Origin of the sequence: Olsenella uli, from assembly GCF_016899935.1 — a bacterium.
GTDB classification, from domain to species: domain Bacteria; phylum Actinomycetota; class Coriobacteriia; order Coriobacteriales; family Atopobiaceae; genus Thermophilibacter; species Thermophilibacter uli_B.
Genome location: NZ_JACJJK010000002.1, coordinates 145,716 through 171,319 on the forward strand (window position 1 = coordinate 145,716; position 25,604 = coordinate 171,319).

Sequence of the window (25,604 nt, forward strand, 5' to 3'; positions counted from 1 at the left end):
CACGTCAGCGCTCGCGGCGGGAGAGGCTGCGGGCGCAGGGGCCGAGCACCCACCACGCGAGGCCGGCGCACTCCGCGACGAAGACGGCGAGCGCCAGGGCCAGCGCGACCGGGACCGCGAGCACCTCCCAGAGCGCGCCGGCGAGCAGCGCGAGCGCGGGCAGCGCCATCACGACGACGCCCACGACGAGCCCCGCGAAGACCATCAGCGTGGCCCCGCCGCCCTTGACGAGCTGGGCCTCGTTGTCCCACGCGAGACGCGGGAAGAGCGCGCCGAGCCCGAGCGAGAGCAGCCCGAGCGAGGCGGTGGCGCCCAGGTAGACCGCCACGAGGTAGGCGCCCGAGGCGGCGGGCACGCCCAGCACCACCAGAAGCGCCACGATGAGCACCAGCATCGGCACCGTGGAGAGCGCGAACGGGGCCACGAACTTGGCGGCGAGGTAGGCGCCCCAGTCCATGGGCAGGCCGCGCATGAAGAAGAAGTCCTCGCCGTCGCGGCTCACGCCCATCGTGAACGAGTAGGACGAGAAGCCCAGGAAGAGGCCAAAGACGAGCACGCCCACGGCGCACCACGCGAGCGCCACGCTGTCGAAGGTGAGGCCCGCCGTCAGCGAGCGCGCCATCTCGAGCAGCGTCGCCGGGTCGAGGCCCGCGTCGGCCGCCTGCGAGACGCCCATGGCGCCGCCCACCACCATGATCACGACGAAGTAGAGCGGCATGAGCAGCGAGCTCAGGACGAACTGGTTGAAGAACACCGGCACGCGCACCAGCGTCTTCCAGTCGCGGCTGAGGTTGGCCGCGAACGCGCCGCGCGTGCGCGTGGCCCGCCTGAGCTCGGCGCCCTCCACCCGGCGGCCGCGCCGGCCGCCCGCGCCCTGGAGCGCCTGCACGCCCTCGAAGTACCAGCGCCGCGCGACCGCAGAGAGGATGACGGCGTAGACGGCCACGGTCGCGACCATGCCGAGAAGCCCGGCTGCGGCCTCCGGGACGCCGCCCGCCACGACGGGCCGCGCAAGCAGCGACGGCGGGCACAGGAGCCCCATTACGACCGCAGGGACGCCGCCCGAGAGCAGGTCGCTCGAGCCCGCCGCGAGCGACGCCAGACCGTCTCCCCGCAGGGCGAACTGGCTGCCCACGCCCACGGCCAGCGCAAAGACGACGACCACCGCGCCAAAGACGCGCGAGAAGCGGTCCTTGTCGTGCGCGAGGCGCGAGAAGCGCATCACGGGCACGCACACGATCACGAGCGCGAGGTTGATCGCCACGGCGCACAGCAGGAAGGCGAGCGTCATCGTGACCCACGCGAGCGGGGAGGCGCCGGTCGCCAGCAGGCAGCCGAGGCCCACCGGCAGGACGATGAGGTCGCCGAGCAGCGACATCCCCAGGAAGTGCGTCAGCTTGGCCCACATGATCGTGGTCGCGGAGACGGGCAGCGTGAGGTAGTAGCCGAGGTCGCGCACGAAGTAGAGGATGTTCACGGCCTGGTAGAGGCCCGTGAGCACCGTGAGGCCCACGAGGCAGACCACGCAGAGGCTGAACGCGGCGTACGGCGTGGTGCCGAGCTCGCCCATCATGTAGCCCATCATGAAGAACATCGCGGCCACCAACAGCAGGAGCAGGACCATCGCGGCCGTGCGCGCGCCGGCGCCGAGCCTGCCCCACAGCCCGCCGCGCTTCTCGCCCGTCTCGTCGCCGCCGAGGCCCATGCCGGTCTGGTCCAGGTGCTGCTCGCCCTTGCGGATCACGCGCAGCATCACGCGGAACTGACGCCAGGAGAGGCCCTGGGGCTCCGTCGTCGCGCGCGCCATCACGCGCCCTCCCCGGCGGCGAGCGGGGACTCGTCGGAGGTGAGCTCGAGGAACATCTCCTCGAGGGAGCCGCCCATCCGGAAGTGCTCGCGCATCTCGTCCACGGTGCCAACGAACAGCAGCTCGCCGTGGGCGATCACGCCCACGCGGCCCACGACCTTCTCGGCCACGTCGAGCACGTGGGTGGAGAAGAGCACGGTCTTGCCCGCGTCCGCGTGGCGGCGCATGGACTGCTTGAGCAGCCACGACGCCTTGGGGTCGAGGCCGGTCATCGGCTCGTCGAGGATCCAGATGGCCGGGTCGGGCAGAAGTGCCCCCATGATCATCATCTTCTGGCGCATGCCGTGGGAGTAGGACTGGATCTGGTTGTCCAGCTCGCCCTCCATGCCGTACTCGCGCGCGAGCTCGGCGATGCGCGGGCCGCGCACGTCCTCGGGCACCTCGTAGACGTCCGCGATGAAGCGCAGGAACTCGTGGCCCTTGAGGCGCAGCAGGTGATCGGGCGAGTCACTCACGTAGCAGAGGTTGCGCTTGGCGGCGAGCGGGTCCGTGGCCACGTTCACGCCGTCGAGCTCGATCGTGCCCGAGGTGGGCGCGAGCACGCCGGCGAGCATGTTGAGCAGCGTGGACTTGCCCGCGCCGTTGGGGCCGAGCAGGCCGAAGATCTCCCCGGAGCGGATCTCCAGCGAGAGGTCGCGCACCGCGCGGGTGGCGCCGCCGTCGTAGGACTTGGAAACGTGGTCGATCCGGATCATGGGTCTCCCGTCGTCGTGGCCAAACAGTCACGCGCGCCATTCTACGACAGGAGAACCCCCCCCCGACAAGCGGCGGGTTACGGTTTGGTCACGAAGGGGGCGGGGGCAGCCCGCGCCGCGCCCCGCCCCCATGTCGACGTTCTTCTCGCCCGGCGCTACGCCTCGGCCGGGAGGGCCTTCTCGCAGTAGTCGCGGATGATCGCGCAGGACTTGCGCATCGCGCGACGCTCGTCGTAGGAGAGGTCGATCTCCAGGACGGCGTCGACGCCCGTGTCGCCGATGACGCAGGGCACGCCGGCGGAGATGCCGGACTCGCCGTACTCGCCGTCGAGGTGGGCGGAGAGCGGCACCACGCGCTTCTCGTTGTGCAGGATCGAGGTCACGAGCGTGGACACCACCGACGCGATGCCGAACTCCGTGCAGCCCTTGCCGGAGATGATCGCGGCGCCGGACTCGCGCACGCGGCGCATCACGTCGTCGAAGTCGATGGAGTCCACCACGTCGTCGCGCAGGGACAGGTACTCGCGCAGGCCGATGCCCTCGACGGAGATGCGCGAGGTGGGGATGAACATGGAGTCGCCGTGCTCGCCCATGCAGAAGGCCTGGATCTGGCGGCTGCCCACGTCGATCGTCTCGGAGAGCACGCGGCGCAGGCGCGCGGAGTCGAGCGCGGTGCCCGTGCCAAAGACCTGGCTGCGCGGCAGGTCGAGCTTGCGGTAGAGGTACTCCACCACGATGTCGGCCGGGTTGGAGACGCTGATCAGGATGCCGTGGAAGCCGGACTCCTTGAGCGGGCCCACGATGCCGTCGAGCACCTTGATCGTGCCGTCGAGCATCTGGAGGCGCGTCTCGCCGGGGCGGCGGCTGCGGCCGGCGGTGAGGATCACGAAGTGGGCGTCCTTGCAGTCCGCGTAGTCGCCCACGCGGATGGTGAAGGAGTCGCCGAGGCCGGAGGCCAGGTCGTCGAGGTCGAGCGCCTGGGCGCGCGCGGCGTCCTTGTTGACGTCCACGAACACGATCTCGTTCACGAGGTGCTGGAACATGAGGCAGAGGGCCACGTGGCTGCCGACGCGACCGGCGCCGATGATGACCGCCTTGCGGGTGCGGATGTCTTCTCCGTGCATGCGAGCTCCTATCGTCATGGCGCCGAGCGCCGCCTCTCACACAAAAAAGGGCGCCCCGTGGGGACGCCCCTTCATTCTAACCGGCTGTGGACATTCTGTGAGGAGAATGTTTCGAGAAAACGACGCCGTTCGCCGAGAAGTGCGGGCGCGCCGCAGACGCTCGCAAACTGCGTGGGCTTCCGCTTCCAGATTCTCGCCGCCAGAGGGTCAATTCTGGCACTGGAGGCCCAACGAGTTGCCGAGCGCGTCGCGCCGCCGCTAGTCGCGCGTGAGCTTGCGGTGGAGGCGGTGCGGCTTGGCGGCGTCCGCGCCGAGGCGCTTCTCGCGGTCCGCCTGGTAGGCCTCGAAGTTGCCCTCGAACCAGTGCCAGCGGCCGGGGTTCTCGTCCGTGCCCTCCCAGGCGAGGATGTGCGTGGCAACGCGGTCGAGGAACCAGCGGTCGTGTGAGATCACCACGGAGCAGCCGGGGAACTCCTCGAGCGCCTCCTCCAGGCTCTCCAGGGTCTCCACGTCGAGGTCGTTGGTGGGCTCGTCCAGGAGCAGCAGGTTGCCGCCCTGGCGCAGCGTGAGCGCGAGGTTCAGGCGGTTGCGCTCGCCGCCGGAGAGGACGCCGGCGCGCTTCTGCTGGTCGGAGCCCTTGAAGCCGAAGGCCGCCACGTAGGCGCGGCTCGGGATCTCGGTCTCGCCCACGCGGATGTAGTCGTTGCCGTCGGAGACGACCTCCCAGAGGGTCTTCTCGGCATCCAGGCCCTGGCGCATCTGATCAACATAGGAGAGCTGCACGGTCTCCCCCACCGTCAGGGTGCCCGACGTCGGCTGCTCCTGGCCCACGATCATCTTGAACAGCGTGGACTTGCCCACGCCGTTGGGGCCGATCACGCCCACGATGCCGTTGCGCGGCAGGGAGAAGCTGAGGTCGTCGATCAGCGCGCGGTCGCCGAAGCTCTTGCAGAGGTGCTCGGCCTCCAGCACCTTGGCGCCCAGGCGCGGGCCCACGGGGATGTGGATGTCCGTGAAGTCCACGCGCTTGGAGGCGCGGGCCTCGGCCTCCATCTGCTCGTAGCGCTCGAGGCGGGCGCGGTTCTTGGCCTGGCGGGCCTTGGGGCTGGAGCGCACCCACGCGAGCTCGGACTTCATCTTCTTGGCGCGACGGGCGTCCTGCTGGCTCTGGGCCTCCAGGCGCGCGGCCTTCTTCTCCAGGTAGGTGGAGTAGTTGCCCTCGTAGGGGTAGAGCTGGCCGCGGTCCACCTCGCAGATCCACTCGGCCACGTCGTCCAGGAAGTAGCGGTCGTGCGTGACGGCCATGACGGCGCCGGGGTAGCGGTGCAGGAACTGCTCCAGCCACAGGACCGACTCGGCGTCCAGGTGGTTGGTCGGCTCGTCAAGGAGCAGAAGGTCGGGGGCCTCGAGCAGCAGGCGGCACAGGGCCACGCGACGGCGCTCGCCGCCGGAGAGGATGGAGACGGGCGCGTCCGGGTCCGGGCACTGGAGGGCGTCCATCGCCTGGGAGAGCTGGGAGTCCAGGTCCCAGCCGTTGGCGGCGTCGATCTCGTCCTGGAGCTGGCCCATCTCGGCCATCAGGGCGTCAAAGTCCGCGTCCGGGTCCGCCATCTCGGCGCTCACCTGGTTGAAGCGCTCGATCTTGGCCAGCAGGTCGCCAAAGGCCTGCTCGATGTTCTCGCGGACGGTCTTGTCCTCGTCCAGCGGCGGCTCCTGCTGGAGGATGCCCACGGTGTAGCCGGGGCTCAGCATGGCCTCGCCGTTGGAGACGTCCTCGAGGCCGGCCATGACCTTGAGCAGCGTGGATTTGCCGGCGCCGTTGGGGCCCACCACGCCGATCTTGGCGCCGGGGTAGACGCCCACCGTGACGTCGTCGAGGATGACCTTGTCGTGGACGGCCTTGCGGGCGCGGATCAGCTGGTACACGAACTCTGCCATGGGGTCTCTCGCCTTCTCGCGGGGTTCTTCTCGTCCTCCCATCATACTTGCCAAAAAGGGGTCAGACCCCTTTTGAGCAAGTTCACACGGCCTGCACGAATGTGTCCGCCGCACGTGGCACAATCAGAGGCAACGCAGCCACTCGCAAGGAGCGCCCATGCCTGAGGGAATCCGCAAGATCAACGTGATCGGTCACCTGCACCCGGACACGGACAGCATCTGCTCGGCCATCGCCTACGCCCACCTCAAGAACGAGGTGGAGCACACCAACATCTACGAGCCGCGCCGCGCGGGCGCCGTCAACCGCGAGACCGCGTTCGCGCTGCGGCACTTCGGCTTCGACGAGCCGCAGCTCATCACCTCCGTGACCCCGCAGATCAAGGACACGGAGATCCAGCGCCAGGGCGGCATCGACGGCGAGATGAGCCTGTTCTCCGCGTGGAACCTCATGCGCGAGGCCAAGACCGACACCCTCTGCGTCACCGACGAGGACAACAACCTCGAGGGCCTCATCGCCGTCAAGGACATCGCCAACGCCAACATGGACGTCTTTGACACGAGCGTGATCGGCGAGTCGCACACCTGCTACGCCAACATCATCGACACGCTCAAGGGCGAGATGATCCTCGGCGACCCTACGGCGCGCGTCGACGGCGGCAACGTCCGCGTGGGCACCACGCCCGAGCTCATGGAGGACACCGTCGAGCCCGGCGACATCGTGCTCACCACCAACCGCTACGAGACCCAGCAGTTTGCCGTCGAGTGCGAGGCGCGCTGCCTCATCATCTGCTGCAGCGCGCACATCTCGCACCGCGTGATCGCCTCGGCGGAGCGCCACGGCTGCGCGATTATCACTACCCCGTACGACACCTACGCCGCCGCGCGGCTCGTCTCGATGTCCATCCCGGTGCGCGCCAAGATGCTCTCCGAGGGCATCCTCAAGGTGAGCGTCAACACCGCGATCGACGACGCGCGCAAGATGATGGCCCGCTCGCGCCACCGCTTCTTCCCCGTCATCGACGAGAACAGCAAGTACGTGGGCCTCGTGAGCTCGCCCAACCTGCTGTCCGCCAAGCGCAAGCACGTCATCCTCGTGGACCACAACGAGCGCTCGCAGTCCGTCGAGGGGCTCGAGCAGGCGGAGATCATGGAGATCATCGACCACCACCGCATCGGCTCGATCGAGACCAGCGGGCCGGCCTACTTCCGCAACATGCCCGTGGGCTGCACCTGCACCATCGTCCACATGATGTATCGCGAGAACGGCGTCGAGATCCCCAGGAACGTCGCCGGCCTCATGCTCTCGGCGATCCTCTCTGACACGCTGGCGTTCCGCTCCCCCACCTGCACGCAGGTCGACCGCGCCGCCGCCGAGGACCTCGCCCGGATCGCCGACGTGGACATCGACTCCTACGCCGACGCCATGTTCGAGGCGGGCGCCGACCTCACCGGGCGCACGGCCGAGGAGGTCTTTGGCGCCGACTTCAAGGTCTTCTCCCGCGGCAACGTCAAGTTCGGCGTGGGCCAGGGCAGCTACATGACCGAGAAGAGCCGCAAGGCCGCGGAGGCCCTCGTGGGCCCCTACCTCGCCGAGGCCGCGCGCGAGGAGGAGCTTCCGCTGGTCTTCTACCTGTTCACCGACGTCAAGAGCTCGTCGAGCGAGATTCTCTGGTACGGCGAGGGCGCGGAGGGCATCATCGCGCGCGCCTTCGACGTGGACCCGCACGACGGCCTGGCGCTGCTGCCCGGCGTGGTGAGCCGCAAGAAGCAGGTCATCCCCGCGCTCATGGCAACGCTCCAGAGCATCCAGGAGGACCAGGACTAGTGGCCGAGAAGAACGCGGGGCCCGCAGGCGGCACGGAAAGGGCGCGGGAGTCGCACTTCCTCGCGATCCTCTCGCGCATGAGATACATCGAGCGCTGGTCGCTCATGCGCAGCTCGCGGGCGGAGAACCTCTCCGAGCACTCGCTCGAGGTGGCGCTCATCGCGCACATGCTCTGCGTCATCGGCAACGTCCGGTACGGGCGGGCGCTCGACGCGGAGCGCGCGGCGCTCGTGGCGCTCTATCACGACGCCTCGGAGATCATCACGGGCGACCTGCCCACGCCGGTGAAGTACCACGACGGGACCATCCGCGACGCCTACAAGGCCGTCGAGCGCAGCGCCGAGACGCGCCTGCTCGACACGCTCCCCGCCGACCTGCGCCCCGCGCTCGAGGACGTCCTCTGGCCGGCCGACGACGCGGACAAGGACGAGCGCTACCTGCGACGCCTCGTGAAGGCGGCGGACAAGGTGTCCGCGCTCGCCAAGTGCGTCGAGGAGGAGCGCGCCGGCAACACGGAGTTCCGGAGCGCCGAGCAGAGCTGCCGCACGGCCGTCGACGAGATGGCCGCCGAGCTCCCCGAGGTGGCGGACTTCATGCGGGAGTTCTTCCCCTCCTACGGCGCCACCCTCGACGAACTGCTGTGAATGTGGAAAAGGGACAGTCCCTTTTCCACATCAGGAAACGGAGCCCCGGCCCATGCCCCATGCCCTTCACGCCCGACTGCCCAAGAACTTCGTGCTCGAGGAGCGCCTCGAGCGCTACGGTCGCGCAATAGAGCTCGATCCCGCCGCATGGCGCGGGCGCTGGGCGCAGGCCTGCGCGCCCCTCGGCTCCGCGCCCTTCTCGGAGGTTCGGCTGGATCTCGGCTGCGGCAAGGGGGGCTTTGCCGTCGAGGCGGCCCGACGCGAGCCGGACGTGCTCTTCGTCGCCATGGACTCGGAGCCCTTCTGCGTGGCCTACGCCGCGCAGCGCGCCTGCGAGAGCGGCCTTCCCAACGTGGTCGTGGTCCCCGGGACGGGCATGCGCGTGCGCGAGTTCTTCTCGCCCGGCGAGCTCTCCGTGATCTACCTCAACTTTCCCACCCCGTTCCCGCGCAAGCGCGACGCGGGCAAGCGGATGGCGAGCATGGAGCGCCTGATGGACTTTCGCGAGGTGCTGACGGACGGGGGCGAGGTCCGTCTGCGCACGGACAGCCAACCGCTCTTTGACTTCATGCTGACGCAGGTGCCCCTTGCCGGCTACGAGCTGCTCTGGGAGAGCCGCGACGCCCGGGCCGAGCGGCCGAACGAACCGTCGAGCGAGTACGAGCGGCGGCTCGGCGCGCAGGGCGCGCGCGTGCTGGCGCTCGTCGCGACGCCGGGGCCGGCGCCGGAGCACGTCAAGCAGACCGCCGAGCTCTCCCTGGCCGCGTACCTGCCCCAGGACCTCGAGACGCTGCAGAGCCTGGCCTACGCGCCGCACGGCATGGAGGCGACGGTCACGAACCTTAGAAACCGCGCGATCAGGAGGGGCTCGCAGAGCGCCTCCACAATTGGGGAGTAAGGTAGAGCCCCGCCCGCGTCCGCGGGCGCCCCGAGAGAGGTCGCCATGCCAAAAATCGCCCCAGGCAACCGCCTGTATCTGTACCAGCTGCTCTCGCGCGAGATTGGCGTGGGGAGGCAGACGCTGCTGCCGCGTGTCGAGGAGGTGCTCGAGGCGGACGGCCTGTGCGTCGAGGACCTGGGGTGCTCGAGCATGCGCGAGCTCTGCGAGCAGCTGGGCGAGTTCGTCAAGCTCACCGTCTTCAAGAAGGGCTACGTCTACGCGACGGTGCTCGCCAACGAGGAGTACGACCGGGCGCTCGAGCAGCTGGGGCGCGGCGACGCGAAGGCCCCGGGCAACAAGCCGTGGAAGCGGCGGCGTGGGGCCAAGGCGCTGAAGCCCGTCAGGCCGAGGCACGTCGAGCGGGTCGCGGAGCCGGAGGAGGCTATCGAGCCGGAGCCCGTAGCGGAGCCGGAGATGGCGCCCGAGCCGACCGTCGAACCGGAGCCGGCGCCCGAGCCCGAATCGGAGCCCGAGGTTGAGACGACGCCCGAGCCGGAACCCGAACCAGAGCCGGCGCCGGAGGCGGCGGGCGAGCCCGATCCTGAGCCGGCCCCCAGCCCGGAGCCGGAACCCCGGTCCTCGATCTCTCTCACCATCACCTACGTCCCCGAGCAGGCCTCGGGTCAGCCTCGCAGGAGCCGGGCCCAGAGCGACCTTCCGCAGGACTTCTACCGGGACGTCCGCTGCCCGGACGACCTGCTCAGCAAGCTCTACCAGGTCCTCCCGCCCGACGTCGACCCCATGGCGACGCTGGAGGAGGACTTCCGCGTCGCCCGCTCGACCGGGTCCGTGGAGGGGACGCGCAGCAACGCGACCTTCCCGCTCCGCTACCTGCGCGCCGGGGGCACCGATCCCGTGACGGTCACGCTGCGGCGATCGGCCAAGACGGTCGCCGGAAAGCGCTGGACGCTCGTCGACGTTGACGCCGGCGAGAGCGCCGAGGTCGGCCTCGAGGGCCTCGACGAGGGGGCCCGGGGGCCGTGGTCGGCGTTCCTGCGCCCGGGCGACTCCTTTGACCCCGAGCGCTCCTTCGCCCAGGTCGTGTCGATCGGCTCCTGGGAGAAGGCCCTCGAGCGGCTTGCCGGGCTCGCCGCCCCCGAGGACTGGGGCGAGGGCCGTCGCGTGCTGCGCGACTACCTCACCATGACGTTCACGCGCGTCAGGGCCGAGGGCAAGCTCGCCGTCTCGGACGACGGCGCAGCCGCCGACTTTGACACGGGCCTGCTCACCCCGGACAAGCTCCCCATCCACGCTAACCTCTCCAGCATGTCAGGTGACATCCCCTGGTCCCTGGACGGGTTCTCCACCGTCGGTCATGCGCTCCCGGCCCGCTACGTCTCCGCACTTGCCGAGATGACGCTCGACTCCGGCCTGCCCGCTCCCGAGCTCCCCTATCGAGAGGCCCTCCTCCGAAACCCGCGTCTGGCAACTCCGGCCTATGATCCCATCGCCAACGAGGTCAGGCTGCTCGTCCCCGCAGCCGAGGGGGCACTCGCGCTCGCCGTCACGAAGCACGGCTATGAGATTGTGGCGACGCTCCCCCGCGTGGACGCTTACGTCTGCGCCCGCGTTGTCAGCGCCGAGCAGCCCAGCTGGCTCGTCAGCTAGTCTTCGGAGGCCTTGTCTGCAAATCCTACGCTCGTGTGATGATTTTGCTTCCGTGAGCGCAAAAGAGGCGTTCGTGTGATGGATTTTTGGGCCCATTTGTGCATTTGATTCGATATTTAATTTCGAATCCTGGCCCTTTCCGCGAGTGAGTGCGATGGCGGGACAAAAGGGGGCACAAAACCCATCACACGAGAGCCCGTTTTGCTTTCGTAGCGCGCCAAACATCACACGAGAGCTCGTTTTGCAGAACCCCATATGTCCGGAACGTCTCTTCTTTTGCATCGGCGGCGGGCGCCTCTGCTCGGCGTGGTACATTTCACCCGGAATTCGACCGACCCGGGAGGACGACATGGCCAAGATCGAGATGAAGACCCCGCTCGTCGAGATGGACGGCGACGAGATGACCCGCATCATCTGGCAGATTATCAAGGACGAGCTCATCTGCCCCTACGTTGACCTCAAGACCGAGTACTACGACCTCGGCCTGGAGCACCGCGACGAGACCGACGACCAGGTCACCGTCGACTCCGCCGAGGCGACCAAGCGCCTGGGCGTGGCCGTCAAGTGCGCCACCATCACCCCCAACGCCGCACGCGTGGAAGAGTACGGCCTCAAGCAGATGTGGAAGAGCCCCAACGGCACGATTCGTGCGCTGCTCGACGGCACGGTCTTCCGCGCCCCCATCGTGGTGAAGGGCATCGACCCGGTGGTGAGCTGCTGGAAGAAGCCCATCACCATCGCCCGTCACGCCTATGGCGACGTCTACAAGAACGCCGAGATGCGCGTCGACGGCCCCGGCAAGGTGGAGCTGGTCTACACCGCCGCCGACGGCACCGAGCGCCGCGAGCTCGTCCACGTCTTCGACGGGCCGGGCGTGGTCCAGGGCCAGCACAACCTCGACGCCTCCATCGAGAGCTTCGCGCGCAGCTGCTTCGAGTACGCGCTCTCCACGGGCCAGGACTTGTGGTTCGCCACCAAGGACACGATCTCCAAGACCTACGACCACCGCTTCAAGGACGTCTTTGCGGACCTCTACGAGGCCGAGTACCGCGAGCGCTTCGAGGCGGCCGGCATCGAGTACTTCTACACGCTGATCGACGACGCCGTGGCCCGCGTGGTCAAGTCCGAGGGCGGCTTCATCTGGGCCTGCAAGAACTACGACGGCGACGTCATGAGCGATATGCTGTCCTCCGCATTCGGCAGCCTCGCCATGATGACCTCGGTGCTCGTCTCGCCCCACGGCTATTACGAGTACGAGGCCGCGCACGGCACCGTCCAGCGCCACTACTACAAGCACCTGAAGGGCGAGCCCACCTCGACCAACTCGGTGGCGACGATCTTTGCCTGGACCGGCGCCCTGCGCAAGCGCGGCGAGCTGGACGAGCTGCCCGAGCTCGTGGACTTTGCCGACCGCCTCGAGGCCGCCACGGTCCACACGATCGAGTCCGGCCGCATGACCGGCGACCTCGCGCGCATCACGAGCCTCCCCGACCCGGAGACGCTCGGCACGCGCGAGTTCATCCTCGCCATCCGCGAGACGTTGGACGCCGAGGCCGCCGCGTAACCCGTCCGGAGGCCGAAGCTCTTGGCAAATAGCATACACTGGCAAGAGAATCCCAAACTGGCAACTGGGGTTTTACCATAGGCAACTCAGCCAGTGTATGCTAATCGAGCTCCCTATCCATCGGGCACGCGCTAGCGTCACAGGTTGCCGACGAGCGCGTCCTTGGCAATCGCAAAGCACTCGCGTAGCGTCGCCTGCGGCAGATAGAGCGGGTTCGTGCGGGCTGCCAGGCCGTAGGCCTCGGACAGCCCGTTCTTGTGCGCGATGCGCAACGCACGATAGAGGTGGAAGTCGTTGGTGACGACCGCGACCGTCGCGCCCGGGGCGAGAAGCTCGGAGGAGTTGCGAACGTTCTCCACCGTGGAGGTCGAACGCTCCTCCTTGGTGACACGGTCGGCGTCGAGGCCGTGCGCGACCAGGTACTCGGCCATGGCGTCCGCCTCGGTCCGGCTCTCCCCCAGGCCCTGCCCGCCCGACACGATGCAGCTGGTCCCGGGATTGTCCTCGAGATAGGCCAGCGCGGCGTCCAGACGGTATTGGAGCGTCTCGGTCGGCGTGCCGTCGGGACGCAGGCCGGCACCCAGCACGACCAGGCAGTCGAGCCCTGCGGGAGGCGTCGCTGCGGCCGTGGTCATGATGAGCGCAAAAAGCGCGCCCACGGCGAGAAGAACGACGAGCAGAACCGCGCACACGACCAGGCGCACCCGCTCGACGAGCCCCGCCGCCGCAAGCGCCGTCCCCAGCGCCAGCCACACGAGAAAGAACCCGCCCGCCGGATAGAGCACGGCCATGAGCACGCCATAGGCAAGCGACAGCGCACCAAGCCCAACGAGGACGTAGACCATACGAGCCCTCAGCTAGTCGCGGCCGTTCCAGCAGTAGGTGCAGACCTTCTTGCGGTCGATACCGATGGCTTCGAGCATGCCGTCCAGGCTCTGGTACTCCAGCGAGTCGAAGCCCATCTCCTCGCAGATGGAGCGCAGCAGGCAGCGGCCGCGCTCGCTGCGGCCGTCGGCGTACTCGTCGAGGTGCTTCTCGCCCTCGTCGCCCTCCAGCTCGCGGACCTTGCGCCGGGCGATGAGCTCGTACTCGGAGCGGCTGCGGGAGAACGAGAGGAACTTGCAGCCGTACATGATCGGCGGGCAGGCCGAGCGCATGTGGACCTCGGCCACGCCGGTGTCGCGCAAGAAGTCAATCGTCTCGCGCATCTGGGTGCCGCGGACGATGGAGTCGTCAACGAGCAGCAGGCGCTTGTCGCGGATGAGCTCGGGCACCGGAATCTGCTTCATCTTGGCCACGCGGTTGCGAACCTCCTGGTTGGCAGGCATGAAGGAGCGCGGCCAGGTGGGCGTGTACTTGACGAAGGGGCGCGCGAGCGGCACGCCGGACTCGTTGGCGTAGCCGATGCCGTGGGGAAGCCCCGAGTCGGGCATGCCGGCCACGTAGTCCACCTCGGGCAGGAGGCCTGCCGCGCGCTCGTCGCGGGCCATGATGGCACCGTTGCGATAGCGCATGACCTCCACGTTCACGCCCTCGTAGTTGGAGTTGGGGTAGCCGTAGTAGACCCACAGGAACGCGCAGATGCGCATCTCGTCGCGCGCCGGTGAGAGCGTCTCGTAGCCGTCCGGCGTGATGCGCACAATCTCCGCGGAGCCAAGCTCGTACTCGTCCGCGTAGCCGAGCTTGCCGTAGGCGAAGGACTCGAAGGAGACACAGTAGCCGTCGTCGTCACGGCCGATCAGCACCGGCAGGCGGCCCATCTTGTCGCGCGCGGCGATGAGCTCGCCGGCCTCGGTCATGATGAGCAGCGTGAGCGAGCCCTCGATCTCGTCCTGGGCGTAGCGGATGCCCTCGACGATGCTGGCCTGGGAGTTGATGAGCGCGGCCACGAGCTCGTTGACGTTGACGGCGCCGGAGCCCATGGCGGCGAACTGGTGGCCCGCCTCCTCGAAGCGCGCCACGAGCTCGTCCTGGTTGGCGATCGCGCCCACCGTTGAGATGGCGTAGACGCCCAGGTGGGAGCGGACGAGCAGCGGCTGCGGGTCGTTGTCGGAGATGCAGCCCATGCCGCAGGTGCCCGAGAGGGTGGGCAGGTCATGCTCGAACTTGGTTCGGAACGGGGTGTTCTCGATGGAGTGGATCTGGCGGTTGAAGCCGCCGCCCTCGCGGCAGGTGACCATCCCCGCGCGACGGGTCCCGAGGTGAGAGTGGTAGTCAACGCCAAAGAACACGTCCAGAGCAACGTCGCGGTGAGAGACAGCGCCGAAGAACGCCCCCATGGTACCTCCGATAGTCTGCGGCCTTGCCGCACCTTTTTGGACCTCACGAGTATACTCGCGCCTCTCTTCGTCCCCACACTCCGAATGAAATCGAAACATCGGGACTTCAGAAGGAAACGGAGATACACATTATGTTCCGGACGCCCCTAGTTGGACACGTCGAACTCAAAGACGTTATTCTCCCCGCGATACGTCGCAATGGAGTACTCAACGGCAACACCATCCTCGTTGCGCCCCACGGTGTGCAGCAAAATCAGGGGATCTCCCGGCTCCACGTCGAGGAGAGCGGCGAACGCGGCAGTCGCTTTAATTGCCTCAAGCCGTCGACGCGCGCGCACGACCGGCTTACCTCGCTCAGTCATTGCAGCATAAAGCCGCTTGGTCTCGAAGTCGTAGTCCTCAAAATCCGGATAGAGCGCACAGGGAATGTAGCTCTCAACAAATACGTTGGCACGGTCATCCACGTAACGCAGACGCACAAGCTTATATACTTCAGAGCCGTTGGAGACCTCAAGGTTCTTCGAAACATCCGAATTTGCGCGAACTCTCTTGAAGTTGATCACCGTAGTGCGTATGACACGTCCAACGTTTCGCTGCTCATCCTCAAAGCTTCTGATTCCCATGGCCATAAACTGATCGACCTTGGGCCGCGTTACGATACTGCCTCGACGCTTCCTCCGTTCGAGATACCCCTCATCGGAGAGAATCTGCAGCGCCTGGCGAATAGTCGAGCGACTCACCCCATAGCTCTGCGAGAGCTCGATCTCGGACGGGATGGGCATCCCCTCGGGATAGGTCCCATCACTGATCTTCTCGTAGAGGTCATCTCGAATCTCTGTGTAGAGAGCCATCGGTTCATCCAGTCTTTCGAGCATATTTTTCTAATTGTATGTCATATGAGACGCTTCACCAACACGTCTCAACTCTGTTCTACGACGTAAGACGCGAGAGGCGCCGGACCGGTTTTCCCGGTCCGGCGCTCAGAACATAGCTTGTATTCACCAACTAGAAGACACCAAGCAGGCAGAAGACAGTGACCGCAACAATGAAAATGATGATCACCTTCGTTGGCGAGAAGTGCTTCTTGCTGATCATCCACCAAGTGAGAAGAACAGCGATAAGCGGCAGAAGACACGGGAAGATGCTGTTAAGCGTGTCCTGCAGCGGGAGCCACTCCTCGGTGCCGTGAGGAATACTCAGCGTCGTCGTGAGAGCAATGTTGCCCGCAGCCAGTGCACCAACGACCATAATTCCCAGAACGTTAAAGGCGTTCATAATGCGGCGCGCACCCTCGCCGACGATGAGGTCGATAGCGCTCACGCCCATCTTGTATCCCGTCCGGAAGCATCCGAACGAGACCGCAGTGCCAACGATGGCATAGGCGACAATATAGAAAATCGGACCAATCGCACTGCCCTCTGAGGCGAGACTCATGCCGATGGAGAGCAGAATCGGAACAACAATGCCCTGCATGACAGAATCACCGATGCCGGCAAGGGGACCCATGAGCGTCGTCTTGACGTTGTTGGGCATCTCCTCAGAAACTCCGCCGCCGAGGGCGATGTTCTCCTCGAGGGAGGCGGTTATTCCGTTGATGAGCTGCCCGGTCTGGGGTTCGGTGTTGAAGTACACCGCTTGCCTCATCAGCAGACGCCTGCGGGCTTCAGGATCATCCTTATAGTACTTGTGTCCGAAGGGGATATAGGACCAGGCATACGCAGGACCCTGAAGCTTCTCCCAGCCCATCGAAGAGAGGTGCGTGCACGCCCAGCGGAGCCAGATGGTATTGAGGTCCTTCTTGGTTAGTCGACCGGGGTTCTCCGACTTCTGAACGCGGACGGCGTCTTCGGTGTTTGCCATTATCTTCTCCTTTCTTAGAAGAGATCGTCGTCTTCGTAGGCAGCCTCATGGGCAGACGGCTCGGCGACTGTCTCCACAGCCATCTGCCCCTCCTGCTTATTCGCAGCGAGATAAGTCAAGTACGCGACGAGCGCGGCAAGGAACACCACCGCGACCATGCTCAGACCCGCAAACGAGACGAGGACGAACCCCGCAAAGAAGAAGATGAGCTGCATCTTGTTCTTAATCACGATATTCATGAGCATGCCGATTCCGAGCGCAGGGAGCACACCGCCCAGAACCGAGATGATGTGAGTAACGATCTCGGGGACGCTGCTCAGGAGACTATCGACAACGCCTTGCCCGAAGTAGACAACGAGAAAGACGGGAACGGCGCGGAAGACGAGTGTCACGAGCTGGGGATAGACGATGTGCATGAGGGTAATCCCATGCTCGTCATTGTTCTCAGCCGCCTTCTCAACGCCGCTATTGAAAAACGAGGTAAGAACGACCTGCGCGTTATAGAAAATAAGGCCCAGCGTCTGTCCCACGAGAATGGAAAGGGTGACAGCAACGGCAGGATCTTTAGTGGTCGCCATGGCAAGGCCAATTCCACCGTATGAGGCGTAGGTAATCTCCGAGTTGGTCGCCCCACCCGTCGAAAGGTTGGCGATGAACACCGCCTGGACCGCAACGCCACAAAGTACGCCTTGGGTAACGTCGCCAAACACCAGACCACAGAGCAAACCGGCCACGAGCGGACGGCCAACTATGTAGTAGCCGCCCGTCATACCGAGCAACCACGGACTTTGGATTGCGCCCAAATAGCAGAAAAGGCCACACATCAGCGCTTGAAACAACAGTGCCGCATCCATTCTTTCCTCCTCGTACTAACTCCGTTTACCAGTCCTATGTCCCGACGGCAGCTCGCGCTGTCCGCCCGCTACCCGAGAGCGTTGTACTTTTCCTTCATAACCGCCCACGACTTGGGGGCGTCGTCAGGAATCGCCTGGAACTGAATGTCGATCCCCTGACTCGCGAGATAGTCGAGCTCTCGGACGTCGCTCTCGTTGAGCAGAAACGCATTGCCCAGGTTCCGGGCGCCCTCGCTCACAATGCTGTAATTCCCGATGTTAAGAACCCCGCCGTAATCGGCGCCCAAGCGCGTGAGGTCGGCAAAGCCCTTGATGGTGTCCGAGATGATGAAGAACCGCTTATCGGAGGCGTGAACCTTCTCGAGGGCAGCAACACCCTGCTGGATACTAAAGACACCGAACTTGATGTTACCGGCAGCTGCTTTGAGCACCTTGACCCGAAGCGAGTCGGAGGCGACAGCGTCGCTGATGACGATAATCGAGTCTGCCCCTCTCTGCGCAACCCACCTCGTCATCGTCTGACCGTGAATCACCCGGTCGTCAACACGTGCGAGCGTAATCGCCATACCTACTCCTTTCTCAGCTTTCCTATGAATGACGGCCCGTGGACTAGAAGAGGTCCGCATCCGCCGTTTCGTCACCTTTGTCCTCGAATCGTTTCGCGCCAACAACACCCTGCCGCCCCACGAGAAGGGCGGTCTGATAGGCGTCCTCGAGACTGCACTCATCCATGGTCAGGAGACCAACCTCGATGAGCATGGGAAAGTTCGTCCCTGCGACGAGCCGTACGTGGTCGGGATTCTCCTGGAATATAATGTTTGCTTCATTGTATGGCGTCCCACCTAATAAATCGGACATAATGAGAACATCGCCCTGACGAAGCAATTCATCGCAAAGCGCCCGCAGACGGCTCCTGAATTCCCCCACGCCTTCTTCCGTCAAACCAAGGCAGTGTATGTGGCCAGAACTCGACGACACAAGCATGTTAAATGCGGCGACAAGCCCATCGCAGAGCGTTGCGTGAGATGTGACGATCACATTCATACGTCCTCCTCGAAGTGTTCGGTCTTACTGTTACACAAACTTGTTGGGGATGTATTCAGATGGATATGTAAGTCCCGCGGGTGGCAATTTTTTCGTTATGAACGGTACATATCAGACATTCTTTATTATTTTGTCCGTATATTATAGTCAGTTTGCTATCGTACATAACAGGATGGGCGCATCCCAGAACCTCGATGAAAGGATTGGAAATGGCACGCTACACGCTCGACCAGCTCGCCCGGCTCATCGATCACACGAATGTAAAGCCCTGTGCCACGCGTGAGGACATGCATCGCCTTTGTGAGGAGGCGAAGGCCTACCACTTTAAGATGGTCGCAGTAAACTCGGTCCAGTCCGAGTTCTGTTCCAAGCTGCTCAAGGGAACGGACATTGACACTGGAGCCGCCATTGGCTTCCCCCTGGGACAGACGACAATCGCATCGAAGGTCTTCGAGACTACTGACGCGCTCGCAAACGGTGCCAACGAGATCGACTACATGATCAACCTTACTGAGGTGAAGGCAGGCAACTGGGATTACGTCGCTGACGAGATGAGGCAGATCGTAGAAGTCTGCCGCGAGGCCGATGTCCCCTCCAAGGTGATTCTTGAGACTTACTTCCTTACCGATGACGAAATCGTCCGGATCTGTGAGATTGCCAGCGAGGTTCGTCCCACGTTCGTGAAGACCTCCACTGGGACGGTCGAAGGCGGCGCCACAGTCGAAGCTGTGCGTCTCATGCGTGCTCACGTGTGTCCTGAAGTCAAGGTCAAGGCAGCGGGCGGCATCCGCTCCGCTGATACCTTTGCCGCCATGGTCGCCGCCGGCGCTGAACGCATCGGTTGCAGCGCGGGAATCCCCATCATCGAGGAATTTAGGCGTCGCATGACCGAGAATGGCACCGACTATATTGAGATCTAGTGTCGGAGGCGCATCATGGGACCACTGCTGTTTTCCACGAACTATATCTCCCCCATCTGGTCGGGTGCGCGCATCAACGAGGTACGCGGACTTGGGAAGGAGCCTCTTTACGGAGAGGGCTTTGACCTAACCGCACACCGCGGCATGGTCACAAACGTGAAGGGAGGACCCTTCGACGGCGTTCCGCTCGACCAGTTGATTGCCGAACACCACGACGAAATCGTGGGTGACCTCCCCGACATGGGCGTCGTTCAAACGCTCTTACTGAGCGCAAGCGAGGTCGTCTCGGTCCAGGTTCACCCCGACGAGGCATATGCCCAGGCCCATGAGGACGACCACGAAAAGGACGAGGCCTGGTACGTTTTGGAAGCTGAGCCGAACGCCACGCTCATAGCCGGCTCGTTGACCGATGATATTGAGGCCCTGCGCGCCGCAGCAGCCGACGATACGATTGGAAACACCTACGGGCGGCAGGTCGGCGTCTCCGAGGGCGACCTCATCCTCATTCCCGCTGGGACACTCCATGCCTTTGGCCCCGGCATCTTTGCTGTCGAGCTGAGCACTCTCGGCTTCACTACCTACCGCCTGTGCGACTGGGGACGCGGCCGAGAACTTCACGTTGAGAAAGGATTTGACGTTCTCGACGTTTCTCCCCACCCCAGCCCCGTGAGCTTCGGTCGCTTCTCTCACGAAGGGCCGACACAGGTGCGGACGGGCGTCAATCACAGACTGCTCTCCATTGATGTTGTTGATGTCCGAGACGAGTGGGGGCTTGATCTTGAGGACGTATATCGCGTCATCACCGCCGTCGCAGGAGATGCAGAAATCGAAACCCCCGACGGATCAGCTCATCTCCCGTACACTCATTCTGCCCTCATTCCCGCCTCGGCGCGACATGTAGACATCAAGGGCCCGTGCCGCGTTCTGTGCAGCCGAGCCAGATAACACCCGAACCCACCCTCTTGACCGAACCCGGTGACCCCCCTCTGTCACCGGGCTCGGTCTTTGGGGTATCGTGGAAGCATCAGATGCCGAGAGGACGGGAGGCGCCATGACGGACGAGAAGTGCGTGCTGGTCGGACAGTCGGGCGGACCCACCGCCGCCATCAACGCGAGCCTGGCGGGCGTGATCGCCGCCGGCATGGACGCGGGCGCGCGCGTCGTGGGCATGCGCTACGGCATCCAGGGGTTTCTCGACGGGCGCACCGTTGAGCTGAGCCGCTCCTTCGGCGACCCGCGCGACCTCGAGCACCTGCGCAGCACGCCCTCGAGCTGGCTCGGCAGCTGCCGCTACAAGCTTCCCGACCCCGCCGACGACGAGGCCACCTACCAGCGCCTCTTCGCCCGCTTCCGGGAGCTCGGCGCCACCGCCGTGCTCTACATCGGCGGCAACGACTCCATGGACACGATCGCCAAGCTCGGCGCCTACGGCCGCGAGTACGGGAGCGACATCCGCTTTATCGGCGTGCCCAAGACCATCGACAACGACCTTGTGCAGACCGACCACACCCCCGGCTACGGCTCCGCCGCGCGCTTCGTGGCCACCGCCATGCGCGAGATCGCCTGCGACGCAGACGTCTACGACCTCAAGAGCGTCACGTTCGTGGAGATCATGGGCCGCGACGCCGGCTGGCTGGCCGCCGCCTCCGCGCTCGCGGGCCCCGACATCGTGCTGCTGCCCGAGGCCCCGCTCGACGAGGCGGCGCTGCTGGCACGCATCTCCGAGCTGCTGGCCGAGAAGAACACCGTGATGGTGGGCGTCAGCGAGGGCGTGCGCACGCCGGACGGCCGCCTGGTCTGCGAGGCGGCCGCGCGGGCCGAGGGCGTGGGCGTCGACGAGTTCGGCCACCTGGCCGCGCTCTCGGGCGCCGCGCGCTACCTGGCCGCGCTCGCCAAGGAGCACCTGCACTGCAAGACGCGCGCGATCGAGCTCTCCACGCTGCAGCGCTGCGCGAGCTACGTGGCCAGCGAGGTCGACCTCGACGAGGCCTTTGAGCTGGGGCGCACCGGCGTGCGGGCCGCGCTGGCCGGCGAGACCACCAAGATGTGCGCGCTCGAGCGCGTGAGCGACGATCCCTACGAGGTCCGCACGCGCCTGGTGGACGTGCTCTCCGTGGCCAACCAGGTCAAGCACGTGCCACGCGCGTGGATCAGCGAGGACGGCATGGGCGTCACCGACGAGCTGCTCACCTACGTTCGCCCGCTCGTCGACTGGATCCCCATCGAGCTCGCCTCGCTCGACTAGCGGGGGCGGCAAAGGAGGGAGCTCGCCCTCCCTCCCGCCACCCCTAGCGCTGCAGGTGCATGCAGGTCTGGGTGGCGCGGGCGACGGGCGTGCCCAGCTCGTCGGTCACGGAGCAGGTGTAGAACGCGAGCGTGCGGCCGTTCTTGTCCACGTCCGCCGTGGCGATGAGCTTCTCGCCCTTGGCGGCGCTCATGAACTCGATGGTGCTGCTCACGGAGACCGTAACGGACTCGCCCACGTTGGACGCCACGGCAAACGCGAGGTCGGCCACCGTGAAGATGGCGCCGCCCATCACGCCACCCTTCTCGTTGCGATGACCGGGCGTGATGTCGAACTCGGTGACCGCGTGGCCGCGCGCGGCCTCCACCACGCGGCACCCGCAGGCGTCGGTGGCAAAGTGGTCGTTCTTGAAGACGGCCTGGACCTCCTCGAGGGAGGCATTCTCGTCGATCAGAGCCATTCGTCCTCCTTGATCTTGACGCCGAGAAGCCCCATGAGCTCCGCGGCCTGGTCGGGGTCTATGACGGCGCCGCGCAGCTCCCGCAGGTCGCTCGAGACGCGCAGCCCAGCGATGTCACAGGTGGAGAGGTCGACACCGGCAAGGCTCGTGCGGAAGAAGGTCGCACGCGTGAGGTCGCAGCGGTCGAGCACGAGGTGTCGCAGGCGCGTGGCGTGAAAGCTCGCCTCGGTGAGCTTGGTCTCGCTGGCCACAAGCCGCTCGACGGTCGCCTCGGAGAGGTCCGCGTAGGAAAGCTGGCTGTCCGCCACGGAGACGCCGGAGAGACGGCCCTTGAGAAAGGAGAGCCCCGGCGCCGAGCAGCTGCGGAAGTCCACGCGATTGAGCCAGCTGCGCCCCAGGTCGCAGCGCACAAAGCGGCAGCCCGAGAAGAGCACGTCGGTGAACGTGCAGTTGGAGAGGTTCGCGCGCTCGAAGGCGCAGCCGCGAAAGATGACGTTCTCGAAGACGGTGCCGTTGGCCGCGACGTCCGCGAGCTCGAGGCCCGAGAGCGCCGTGTTGGCCACGTGCGCGTCCGGCGCCGCGAGCGCGGCGAGCAGCTCGTCCTGGCCGAGGTTCTGCCCCAGGTCGTCGCGCACCTGCGCGGAGCGGGCGGGCCGCCGGGGGCGCGCCATTACAGCAGCGCCCTCTCCCACTCGGCCTCGCGGAAGCCCACGAGCACGAAGCCCTCGCCCACGACGATCGGCCGCTTGACCAGCATGCCGTCCTCGGCGAGCAGCGCGAACGCGTCCGCGTCCGTCATGCCGGCGTCAAGCTGCGCCTTCACGTTGCGCTCGCGGTAGAGCCGGCCGCTCGTGTTGAAGAAGCGGCGCACGGGCAGCCCGGAGCGCGCCTGCCACGCGGCGAGCTCCTCGGCCGTCGGGTTGTCCTCGACGATGTGCCGGTCGGTGTACGCGACGCCGTGCGCGTCCAGCCACGCCTTGGCGCGCCTGCAGGTACTGCACTTCGGATACTCAACAAACAGCACGTTAGACATGGCGGGTCCTTTCAATCTCTGCAATCTCTCTCCCTATCGCATGGGGCACACCGACGACAAGGGCGTTGCCCATGCAGAAGGCTCTTCTGCCGTCAGTCATTCCGGTGTCGGTCCAGCCCCGAGGAAAGCCCTGGAGTTGGTCGAGCTCATCGGGAACGAGTCGGCGGTAACGTCCATCCTTGGTCTTGATGACGTGCTTGAACCGAGAGGCACCACGACCGCCCTCGCCCGTAAGAATCGTGCGAGAAGGACGGTCGAGCGCGTCGGGGAACGCCATCGCCCCCTCGGAGTATCGGTAGGTAAATCCCGTCTTCTTGTTGACGCGCTCCTCGCTCTTCGCACCCTTGAGGTACTCCCACTTGGGAAGCTGCTCCGGCTCGATGAAGAACTCCTCCGGCACGTCGGAATCGTCGACAAGAACGTCACCAAGCACCCGCCGCGCGCCCGTGAACACTTCGGTCACCTTGCAGGTCGCAACGTGGCCGTCCTGCATGACGCCGGCGTCCAGAAAGGGCGAGTCCTTTCCTCCCTTGTTGAACTCACGCGTCGCAATATAGGGGTCATCCGGGATGTCAACGTGGTGAATCGTCTCGGAGGCGGGCTCTTCGATAGGAAACGCCCGTGCCATCAGACCACAGGAAATCTGAGCGTCAAGATTCCACTGCTCCCCCGTCAGGCGCGCAAGAATGTACGTGCGCTTGCGTCGCTGCGGGAACCCGTATTCCGCACTGTTCACCACACGCCACTCAACCGAGTAGCCAAGGTCGTTGAGACAGGACAGGATGATCGCAAAATCACGGCCGCGCTGAGACGCGGGGCTCTTGAGCAGGCGATCGACGTTCTCGAGAAGAACGTATCGGACGGGGCTCTCCGGTCTGCTCTTCAACTTGAGGAAGCGGTAGATATCCCACCAGAGCACGCCCTTCTTGCCCTCGATACCACCCGCCTGCGAGAGGGGCCTGGCGACGGAGTAGTCCTGGCAGGGAAATCCCCCCACCACCATGTCTACGTCAGGGATGTCCACCTCGCCGCGCTCGAACCGGTCAAGAACGACGTGAATGTCCTCGTTCAGCACAGCGTCCTCGCCAAAGCGGGCTCGGTAGCAGCGGGCTGCAAACTGCTTGGTCTCGGTTCCCGGCGGCTCCCACTGATTGGCCCAGATGGTCTTGAAGGGGCCCGCCGCCGGCAGCTCCATATCAGGCTCATCAGGGTTGTGGTATCCCTCGAGCCCCAGCCTGAACCCACCGACGCCCGCAAAGAGCTCGGCCACTTTGATGGTCTTCTCGGACGACACGTTTCTCCGTTCGCTATCTGTGTCGCATTGCCAGATCATCATAACCGATCGACCGGACGAGATCAACTCGACAGGACCCGTTCAATCTCGCTCTGCAGATAGTCCTGGTTCAACCAAAAACACTTCTTCACGACAGGCGGGCCAAACGGCTGTGGACGCGTGTCCCGCGAATCACGCCCGTGTGGCCTTACGTGGCAGCATCTGTTTTCACTAGACTTAACCGATATCTCGGCACGCCCCTTCCGCACGTTGTCTCGCATCTGGTCGTAGCAGCGCTTCGCGTCCCTGAGGTCACCCTCCGGCATCTGCCAAAAACAGATGTCACGAAGTCGATAGGCGCCCGCCTCGTCTTCGCGATAGAGTACGAAAAGATACTTCTTCTGGAGATAGCCCAAAAAGTCGGAGTCCTCAAAGTCTCGCTCAGCAAGGTCGAAGTAGCTGAACGCCGGGAAGGACAGTGCCTCCTTTGGACGACCGCCCTTCTTGAGACGTATGGTCTTGGGAACGATACCCGCCTTTGCAAACTCTTCAATCTCCGCGTCGTCGGCAACACCCAGAATCTTCTTGGTGATGCGCGCACAACGATTCTTTGACTTGGAGACGCCAAATTGCGTCGCCAGTTCTTCTTCGGTCATCCCGAAGTACGGAGAGAACCTCTTCCTGAGAAGCCCGAGAAGATTGAGGTCCTTCTCTTCAGCCTCCCTTGGAATTCTTCTCAACTGATCAAGAATCCGACGTTGGATTGCCGTCATGTATGAGGCTTTAAGCGCCCAGGCGCGCGGCTTTGCCGGAACATCCGAGAAAGGCTGCCCGGTTCTTACGGACGAGTCCTTGGCCTTGGTACACGCCTCGAGATACAAGGTGTCGCCACCGGAGATATCCTCGGCATGGCCCGCTCGAACCTTGTTTACGACCGTCTCCCAGTCGCACTTAATCTGAGGAAGGTCCTCGGCGGGGAAGCCCCACTGGACGACAGATTTAATCTCATAGTCCAACGGGCTTTTGTCAGGCTCATAGAGATACGACACCAGCAGTATGCTCTTTGCCTTCTCCATGAGATGGCTGTGCTCAAAGTCCTCGTTGACCACAGTCATGTAGTTGATTTGCGAAATGACGAGACGCTCCTTTGCGGAAAGCTCTCCCTTTCCGTTCTTCTTGAGCGGAGTTGATTTGAGTTCAAGTCCAGCTCCATCGAAGTCTGCGGTCGGCCTGCTGTTTGCCGTAAGACCAAAATAGAGCTCTTCAAGTGCGTTGCCGAAGGCCCCTCTCCTCCTACGAGGGTCATCAATATCTGTTGCTCCAGTCGCTTCGCGGAGAGTCTTTCCAGCCAGATGTCCCGCATATTCAAGAATGGACTCCGGGTCGTTTGGGTCATAGTCAATCCACATCTCACCCATAGACGTCCCCCTC

Annotated in this window: 24 protein-coding genes; 8 read left to right on the forward strand and 16 right to left on the reverse strand. The window is 64.8% G+C overall.

The window, feature by feature from the left end; genetic code table 11:
* Window positions 1-4: 4 nt before the first annotated feature.
* From H6A07_RS02445 to ettA, 4 genes are all read right to left on the reverse strand, one after another.
* Complete coding sequence (locus H6A07_RS02445; protein WP_204813062.1) at window positions 5-1,807, reverse strand: putative ABC transporter permease subunit; 1,803 nt, start codon at window positions 1,805-1,807, stop codon at window positions 5-7.
* Window positions 1,807-2,562 (reverse strand): ABC transporter ATP-binding protein, encoded by a 756-nt coding sequence (locus tag H6A07_RS02450; RefSeq protein WP_204813064.1) that lies wholly within the window; start codon window positions 2,560-2,562, stop codon window positions 1,807-1,809. The genes H6A07_RS02445 and H6A07_RS02450 overlap by 1 nt, the downstream gene beginning before the upstream one ends.
* A 155-nt stretch (window positions 2,563-2,717) precedes the next feature.
* Window positions 2,718-3,686, reverse strand: coding sequence for an L-lactate dehydrogenase (locus H6A07_RS02455; protein ID WP_204813066.1), 969 nt, complete (start codon window positions 3,684-3,686; stop codon window positions 2,718-2,720).
* A 258-nt stretch (window positions 3,687-3,944) separates the two neighbouring features.
* A complete protein-coding gene (gene ettA, locus H6A07_RS02460; RefSeq protein ID WP_204813068.1) occupies window positions 3,945-5,624 on the reverse strand; it encodes an energy-dependent translational throttle protein EttA in 1,680 nt (559 codons plus the stop codon).
* 157 nt (window positions 5,625-5,781) lie between these two features.
* On the opposite strand from ettA, the gene H6A07_RS02465 reads away from it, so the two are divergent.
* The 5 genes from H6A07_RS02465 to H6A07_RS02485 all read left to right on the forward strand — a co-directional run bounded on the left by H6A07_RS02465 (window position 5,782) and on the right by H6A07_RS02485 (window position 12,205).
* The gene (locus H6A07_RS02465; RefSeq protein ID WP_204813070.1) at window positions 5,782-7,449 is read left to right on the forward strand and encodes a putative manganese-dependent inorganic diphosphatase; all 1,668 of its coding nucleotides are present in this window, start codon (window positions 5,782-5,784) and stop codon (window positions 7,447-7,449) included.
* On the forward strand, window positions 7,449-8,093 hold the full coding sequence (gene yfbR / locus H6A07_RS02470; RefSeq protein WP_342636540.1) for a 5'-deoxynucleotidase: 645 nt from the start codon (window positions 7,449-7,451) through the stop codon (window positions 8,091-8,093). The genes H6A07_RS02465 and yfbR overlap by 1 nt, the downstream gene beginning before the upstream one ends.
* A 52-nt stretch (window positions 8,094-8,145) precedes the next feature.
* A complete protein-coding gene (gene trmB, locus H6A07_RS02475; protein WP_204813072.1) occupies window positions 8,146-8,991 on the forward strand; it encodes a tRNA (guanine(46)-N(7))-methyltransferase TrmB in 846 nt (281 codons plus the stop codon).
* A 45-nt stretch (window positions 8,992-9,036) separates the two neighbouring features.
* A complete protein-coding gene (locus H6A07_RS02480; RefSeq protein ID WP_204813080.1) occupies window positions 9,037-10,641 on the forward strand; it encodes a DUF3825 domain-containing protein in 1,605 nt (534 codons plus the stop codon).
* Window positions 10,642-10,990: 349 nt separating this feature from the next.
* Window positions 10,991-12,205 carry an NADP-dependent isocitrate dehydrogenase gene (locus tag H6A07_RS02485; protein WP_204813082.1) on the forward strand — a complete coding sequence of 405 codons (1,215 nt, stop codon included), beginning with the start codon at window positions 10,991-10,993 and terminating at the stop codon, window positions 12,203-12,205.
* A 137-nt stretch (window positions 12,206-12,342) separates the two neighbouring features.
* Here the strand turns inward: H6A07_RS02485 and H6A07_RS02490 are convergent, their stop codons facing one another.
* The 7 genes from H6A07_RS02490 to H6A07_RS02520 form a co-directional block, all read right to left on the reverse strand.
* Window positions 12,343-13,050, reverse strand: a complete 708-nt coding sequence (locus H6A07_RS02490; RefSeq protein ID WP_204813084.1) for a YdcF family protein — start codon at window positions 13,048-13,050, stop codon at window positions 12,343-12,345.
* A gap of 12 nt (window positions 13,051-13,062) precedes the next feature.
* A complete protein-coding gene (locus H6A07_RS02495; RefSeq protein WP_204813086.1) occupies window positions 13,063-14,484 on the reverse strand; it encodes an amidophosphoribosyltransferase in 1,422 nt (473 codons plus the stop codon).
* A gap of 146 nt (window positions 14,485-14,630) precedes the next feature.
* Window positions 14,631-15,335, reverse strand: coding sequence for a GntR family transcriptional regulator (locus H6A07_RS02500; RefSeq protein ID WP_204813088.1), 705 nt, complete (start codon window positions 15,333-15,335; stop codon window positions 14,631-14,633).
* A gap of 154 nt (window positions 15,336-15,489) precedes the next feature.
* Window positions 15,490-16,344: a PTS system mannose/fructose/sorbose family transporter subunit IID gene (locus H6A07_RS02505; RefSeq protein ID WP_204813089.1), complete on the reverse strand. Its 855-nt coding sequence runs from the start codon at window positions 16,342-16,344 to the stop codon at window positions 15,490-15,492.
* 14 nt (window positions 16,345-16,358) lie between these two features.
* Complete coding sequence (locus H6A07_RS02510; RefSeq protein WP_204813091.1) at window positions 16,359-17,198, reverse strand: PTS mannose/fructose/sorbose/N-acetylgalactosamine transporter subunit IIC; 840 nt, start codon at window positions 17,196-17,198, stop codon at window positions 16,359-16,361.
* Between the two features lie 68 nt (window positions 17,199-17,266).
* On the reverse strand, window positions 17,267-17,764 hold the full coding sequence (locus H6A07_RS02515) for a PTS system mannose/fructose/N-acetylgalactosamine-transporter subunit IIB (RefSeq protein WP_204813093.1): 498 nt from the start codon (window positions 17,762-17,764) through the stop codon (window positions 17,267-17,269).
* A 43-nt stretch (window positions 17,765-17,807) separates the two neighbouring features.
* Entirely contained in the window at window positions 17,808-18,242 is a 435-nt protein-coding gene (locus H6A07_RS02520) for a PTS sugar transporter subunit IIA (protein ID WP_204813095.1), read from the reverse strand.
* Window positions 18,243-18,451: 209 nt separating this feature from the next.
* Here H6A07_RS02520 and deoC point away from each other — a divergent pair, with 209 nt between their 5' ends.
* From deoC to H6A07_RS02535, 3 genes are all read left to right on the forward strand, one after another.
* Window positions 18,452-19,162, forward strand: coding sequence for a deoxyribose-phosphate aldolase (gene deoC, locus H6A07_RS02525; protein WP_204813097.1), 711 nt, complete (start codon window positions 18,452-18,454; stop codon window positions 19,160-19,162).
* 15 nt (window positions 19,163-19,177) lie between these two features.
* Window positions 19,178-20,107 carry a type I phosphomannose isomerase catalytic subunit gene (locus tag H6A07_RS02530; protein ID WP_204813099.1) on the forward strand — a complete coding sequence of 310 codons (930 nt, stop codon included), beginning with the start codon at window positions 19,178-19,180 and terminating at the stop codon, window positions 20,105-20,107.
* Window positions 20,108-20,213: 106 nt separating this feature from the next.
* Entirely contained in the window at window positions 20,214-21,407 is a 1,194-nt protein-coding gene (locus tag H6A07_RS02535; RefSeq protein WP_204813101.1) for a 6-phosphofructokinase, read from the forward strand.
* A 43-nt stretch (window positions 21,408-21,450) separates the two neighbouring features.
* On the opposite strand, the gene H6A07_RS02540 is transcribed toward H6A07_RS02535, so the two are convergent.
* From H6A07_RS02540 to H6A07_RS02560, 5 genes are all read right to left on the reverse strand, one after another.
* The gene (locus H6A07_RS02540) at window positions 21,451-21,867 is read right to left on the reverse strand and encodes a PaaI family thioesterase (RefSeq protein WP_204813103.1); all 417 of its coding nucleotides are present in this window, start codon (window positions 21,865-21,867) and stop codon (window positions 21,451-21,453) included.
* Window positions 21,858-22,538, reverse strand: coding sequence for a pentapeptide repeat-containing protein (locus tag H6A07_RS02545; RefSeq protein WP_204813105.1), 681 nt, complete (start codon window positions 22,536-22,538; stop codon window positions 21,858-21,860). The genes H6A07_RS02540 and H6A07_RS02545 overlap by 10 nt, the downstream gene beginning before the upstream one ends.
* Window positions 22,538-22,900: an arsenate reductase family protein gene (locus tag H6A07_RS02550; RefSeq protein ID WP_204813107.1), complete on the reverse strand. Its 363-nt coding sequence runs from the start codon at window positions 22,898-22,900 to the stop codon at window positions 22,538-22,540. Before H6A07_RS02550 ends, H6A07_RS02545 begins: the two co-directional genes overlap by 1 nt.
* Window positions 22,893-24,194, reverse strand: a complete 1,302-nt coding sequence (dcm, locus tag H6A07_RS02555; RefSeq protein WP_204813109.1) for a DNA (cytosine-5-)-methyltransferase — start codon at window positions 24,192-24,194, stop codon at window positions 22,893-22,895. The genes H6A07_RS02550 and dcm overlap by 8 nt, the downstream gene beginning before the upstream one ends.
* A gap of 62 nt (window positions 24,195-24,256) precedes the next feature.
* Entirely contained in the window at window positions 24,257-25,591 is a 1,335-nt protein-coding gene (locus H6A07_RS02560) for a Sau3AI family type II restriction endonuclease (RefSeq protein WP_204813111.1), read from the reverse strand.
* Between the last annotated feature and the right edge of the window lie 13 nt (window positions 25,592-25,604).